We start from the raw sequence: 5,087 nt of genomic DNA, 5'->3' as shown, positions 1-5,087 counted from the left end.
GCTCGGTAGAGAGCATTAATCCTTATACGGTGACGGGCCGCTTGTATGCGGGCGGCTTTGCGGGCCTCATACGCAATGACGTGATGAAAGGCGCGCTAGAAAAAGTCGGTATCGAGTTGTTGCGACCTGCCCAGCCCCAAAGCGCGGCAGTGGGGTGCGCGGTTCAGTCGGACGTCAAGGTGAATGCCGCCAGTTATGCGGGTGGTTTCGCGGGCGCCATGGCGAACAGCTATGCGGTGGACGCGGCTGTGGAGGGCGCGGTGAGCGTTTCCGCCACCGGCCACGAAGAGGAACATGATGGCAAGCGTTCTATCAAGGCGTTGGCGGGTGGCTTTACGGGCGCGGCTACGGTTGGCTGGGCAACCGATCTCGGTCAAGGCGAAAGTAAGAACTCCGATCTTCTGACGGGCGTTAACGGCCTGCTCACGGGGCTTCTGACGAGCGATCCCGAAGCGGCGCAGAACCTTCTTTCGCTCGTGGGCGTTGAGGAGTCCAAATTGCTGGGCGTGCAGATGGAGGGCGATATCGCCGTTCATTCCGCCAATGACTTCGCCGGAGGCTTGGTCGGCCGCGGAGATGGCGTGGTGATCGCGGCATCTGATGCTTCTCACGTGAACGACATCAAGCTGTGGAGCAAGGATGCCGTTAAGTACGATGCGACCGGTCGGGACTCTCGCATCGATGGCCTTCGTTCGGTTTCTGCCGACGGCTCGTATGCCGGCGGCATCGCGGGCGGTTTGGGCACGGCGTCGGTCGGCGGTGTGCTGAACCAGACTATCGGTCTGGGCGGCTATTTGCCCTTCAACGTTAGTTCCGTAACGGTAACGGGCGTTGCGGATGGCTTCATCGTGACCGCGGGCGATTCGTGCGCCGCGGCGGGCATCGGCAAGGAGACGGGCGGCAAGGTCGGCCGTGCGGACGATGCATACGAGTCGGCAGCTGCGGCTCCGGCGACCAGCGTGGTAAACATCTCGAATATCAAGTCGGTTACGGCCAAGAACAATGCTGGCGGTTTCGCGGGCTTGGTTGGCCCGGGCGACCTGGCGTCTACGGGCGGGCTCGATCTTCTTGGCCTCGGTGCGCTTAAGCTCAACGGCTTGCTTTCGGTGGCAGATGGCCTTGAGGTGAAGATGGATGGCGTCACGGTCGCAGGCATGCCTGCGGGCATGGCCGTTGAGGCAACGGGCAACAACGACGCCGACGGCGGTACTACGCGCTTTGCGGCGGCAGGCTTCATCGCTTCGGCCAACAGTGCCGAGGTCACCGACGGTCATGTAAAGAATCTCGCAAGCGTCAGCGCGCATTGGGAAGACGGCGTTGCAGGCGGCTTCGTGGGTGTCTCGCGTACGGGTGGTCTGGCGGATGTCGCCGACGAGGCGGCCATCAAGGGCCTGCTGTCTGCGAGCAACCTGCTCAACGCCGTGGGTTACATGATTCCCTCTTACACGAACGTCGACGTTTCCTTCATCAACGGTGGTACGGTCTCGGCCGATATGGCCGGCGGTTTTACGGGTGATTTCCAGAGCGGCAAGGTCGAAAACCCCGAAGGCAACCCCTGGGCGGTCTATAACATCGCTCAGGTCACGGGCGGCAGCTATGCCGGCGGCTTCGGCGGCAAGGTGACGTCTGGCGCGCTGGCGGCAGCCGATGGCGGCGTGAGCATTCTGGGCGGCATTGCCGATTTGAGCATTGGCGTCGAAGAACTGCTGGGCGTGATGGGCGCCTATGTTCCCTCCATTAAGAACGCCGGTGTGAAATCCGACGCTTCTACGGTTGAAGCAACCTCTGGTGCGGCGGCGCCCGATGAGAAGAACCCCGGTTTCGTCGTGGCTTCGACGCGCATGGACATGCTTGATTCCCAGTCTGGCTCTGCAGGCGGTTTCATTGGCTACGGCTCGGGCGTGCAAGTTTCCAAGTGCGACGTGACGCAGTTGCGCCACACGGGTGTAGTTGAGCCCGCTGAGCTCGAAGGTGCCGACGGTAGCTCGTACTTCAATGGGCAGAGTTCATACGCCGTAAAGGCCCCGCGCTATGCGGGCGGCTACATAGGTAAGATGGACGTGGGTTCCGCCGCTTCGGTGGGCAAGGGTCTCAACGTCTTGGGCAACGCGATCAAGCTTACCGATATCGCCGGGGCGCTTTCCGTGGTGGTTTCTACCATCGAGCATTCCGACGTAAACGGCGGTACGGGTGGCTTTGCCGTGCTGGCAACCGAGACAAGTCTTCCCGAGGGTGATTTGGGCGATGGCTCGGCGGATCCCGGCAGCGCGGCCAACCCGGTGGGCAGCGCCGGCGGCTTCGTGGGCGAGGTCAAGGGTGGCCACATTCAGGATTCCAATGCCTATAACTTCTCGTATATTGTTGGTCAGGTTAAGGCTGGTGGCTATGCCGGCGGCATTGCCCCGGGCGACGTGGCGAGCGTACTTGCCGACAACACCTCTATTCTCAAGGGCCTGATAAGCACCAACGGCACGTTGGCATCTTTGGTGCAGGATTTCGTCCCCACCATCCGCAACAGCGAAACTACGTGCGTTCCGTGCGGCGGTGCGGTGCGTGCTCAGGCTGCGTCCGATAAGCTGGCGCTGCGCGGCATGGCCGGCGGTTATGTGGGCCACAACGAGGGCGGTCACATTTGGGGCAGCAATAATGCCCCATGGAAAGACGAGAACGACGCATCGAATCACTATGACACTAAAAGATTCCCGGCGCGCGATGCTGCCGCCAAACGCATTCGCAGTGTCTATGGTGCCGAATTTGCGGGCGGCTTCACGGGCTTGCTCGAACCAGCCGATACAGCAAGCACGGGCAACCTCAACCTGCTTTTCGGCCTGGTTGAGGTGAACAACCTGCTCGGCGCTCTTGAAGTGACCTATCCTACGCAGGAGAACACCGAGGTTACGGGTCCCTTGCGCGGCATGGACTTCCAAAGCTGGAACGCATGGGCCGAGCATGTGGGATCCCAGGGCGGCTATGGTTCGCAAGTCGGCGCTTTTGCGAACAAGACGTTTGCCGATCAAGCAGAGTTTGAGACATTCGTTGCAGAAGAGGTGCCATACATAATATATGGTACGAACGTGGTGGCGGGTCGCACCGAGGCGTCATCGGAGGTCAACGCGAAGCGTGGCGGCATTGCCGGCGGCTACGTGGGCCTTATGCACGGCGGTGTGATCACGCATGGCCAGGCGACGGACACCAAGACGGTTTCTGCCTTGCGTGCTGCGGGCGGTTTTGCCGGCTCCATGGAGACGGCCGACGCGGCAAGCCTGGGCAGCGTGGACCTGCTCAACTTGATCAGCTTGAACCTGGACAGCCTGGTTTCGGCGCTTGATGTTCTGGTGCCGGTGGTGAAGAGCTCCAGTGTCACGGGCTATCGCAAGGGCATGACGGTAACTGCCACGGGTGCAGATACCGCGCTTGAGCAAGGTTTCGCCGGCGGTTACGTGGGTTACGCATCGGGCGCTCAGATTTGGGGCGACGCCACCTTCGCGGACGCGGATAAGGACGGCGATCGCTGGACGACGGGCGCCACGCATGAAGGCGCTGTGGCTACAGGCTGCAACGTTGAAAACCTTCGCAAGGTGTCTGGCGCTAACTGCATCGGCGGCTACGCGGGCATCATTACTGCGGCAGGTGTGGCAGATGTGAACACTAACGGCGCATCGAGCGGTCTTTTGCAGAAGTTGCTCGATGCGCTCATCGGAACTCCGAGCAGCGTCGCTTCAATTCTGAACGCCACGGTCTCCACGGTGCGCGGAGCGTCCGTGTCTGCCGTTGACGAAGCAACCGATCAGGCTGCGTCCGCTTGGGGCTTCACCATCGAAGGTGCGTACGGTAATGCTGATGCGCGCGCGTACGCTCGCGCGGCAGGTGGCTTTGCCGGTTCCGCCAAAGCAGTCGTTGTCGGCAGCAAGGACGGTGGCACCTCCGGGCTCGATACGGTTTCCGTCAACGGCTTGCGCGGCGTCGAGGGCGGCCAGTACGCTGGCGGCTTTGTGGGTCAGGCCGACGTGACAGGCGTTGCCAGTGTTGCCGGCTCCACCGAGGGTGATCAGAGTACGAATTTGCTGCTCGGTCTCATCAAGGCAGGCAACATCGCCGCAGTGGATGCGTTCCGCCCCTACTTCTATCATGCGAACGTTGACGGCGTGGCCGATGGCTTCCAGGTGCGCGCGCACGACAGCTCCACGCAGGGCATTCTGAGCTCTAAGCAGTTCACGGGTACGGCGGGCGGCTTTGCCGGTTCCGTGGTGAACGGCTCGGTGAAAGACTGCGCTGTGACCGACCTTATGAGCGTGTCCGGCGTGAACTATACGGGCGGCTTCGTGGGGCATCTGGGCAAGGCCGGCACGGTCGATGTGGACAACGCCGGCGTCAACAAGCTCCTCGGTGCCACGGCGGGCGTGCTCGATGTGTGGGGCGCGCATGTCGAGCGCTCTACGGTTATGGGCGTGGCCGACGGCTACACCGTGACCTCCACTCATAACGGCGCCGATTACGGCTTGGGCACCGACGCGGCATCGGGCCGCGAGGTCGCGGGCGGCTTCGTGGGCTATACCGACCTCGCACGTGTGAGCGATTGCGATGCGGGCAACCTCAAGTTAGTCAACAGCGGTGAGATCGCAGGCGGTTTTGCCGGGGAGGCGCTTCGTGCCCATTTGGTCGAAGCTGAGGTAAGCTCTCCGCTGCTCGACCTGGTGCTCCTCATTGTGAATGCGCTGTTAAAGGTGCTCTATGTTCCTGGGCTTGAAAACCTGGGTCTTATCAACTTGGGCGATTGGTTTGGTATTGGCAAGATTTTCGATCTTAAGGTGCTTGCCGATGGCGATGCCGTCTACGTGAATCTCTTCGGTCTGAAAATCGGCGTATCGCTCTCTAAGGCGAGTGCCGAGAACCAGCAGGAGACCGACGTGGCCATCATCACCCTGGGAGATTCCACCATCAAGCTGCCTTGCACCGAGGCCGGCATCACCGATGCCGAGAACGCCAAGTCCAACCTGGCCGTCGAGCTCATCAAAGGCAACCGCGCTCGCGTTGAGGGCTGCTCGGTCACGGGCGTCGTCAGTGGCTACGACGTCTTCGGTGGCGGC

The 5,087-nt window shown here is 61.7% G+C and carries 1 protein-coding gene; it reads left to right on the top strand.

The genetic code is table 11. The annotated features are described in order from the left end of the window. Nucleotides 1–5,087, top strand: a 5,087-nt coding sequence (locus ACT8II_RS09100) for a hypothetical protein (protein ID WP_443813904.1), incomplete at both ends; no start/stop codon positions are given.

This window comes from Collinsella sp. (assembly GCF_052346665.1).
In the GTDB taxonomy this organism is placed as follows: domain Bacteria; phylum Actinomycetota; class Coriobacteriia; order Coriobacteriales; family Coriobacteriaceae; genus Collinsella.
Note: the sequence above shows the minus strand (reverse complement) of the source record. Positions and strands in the feature narration are given on the sequence as shown.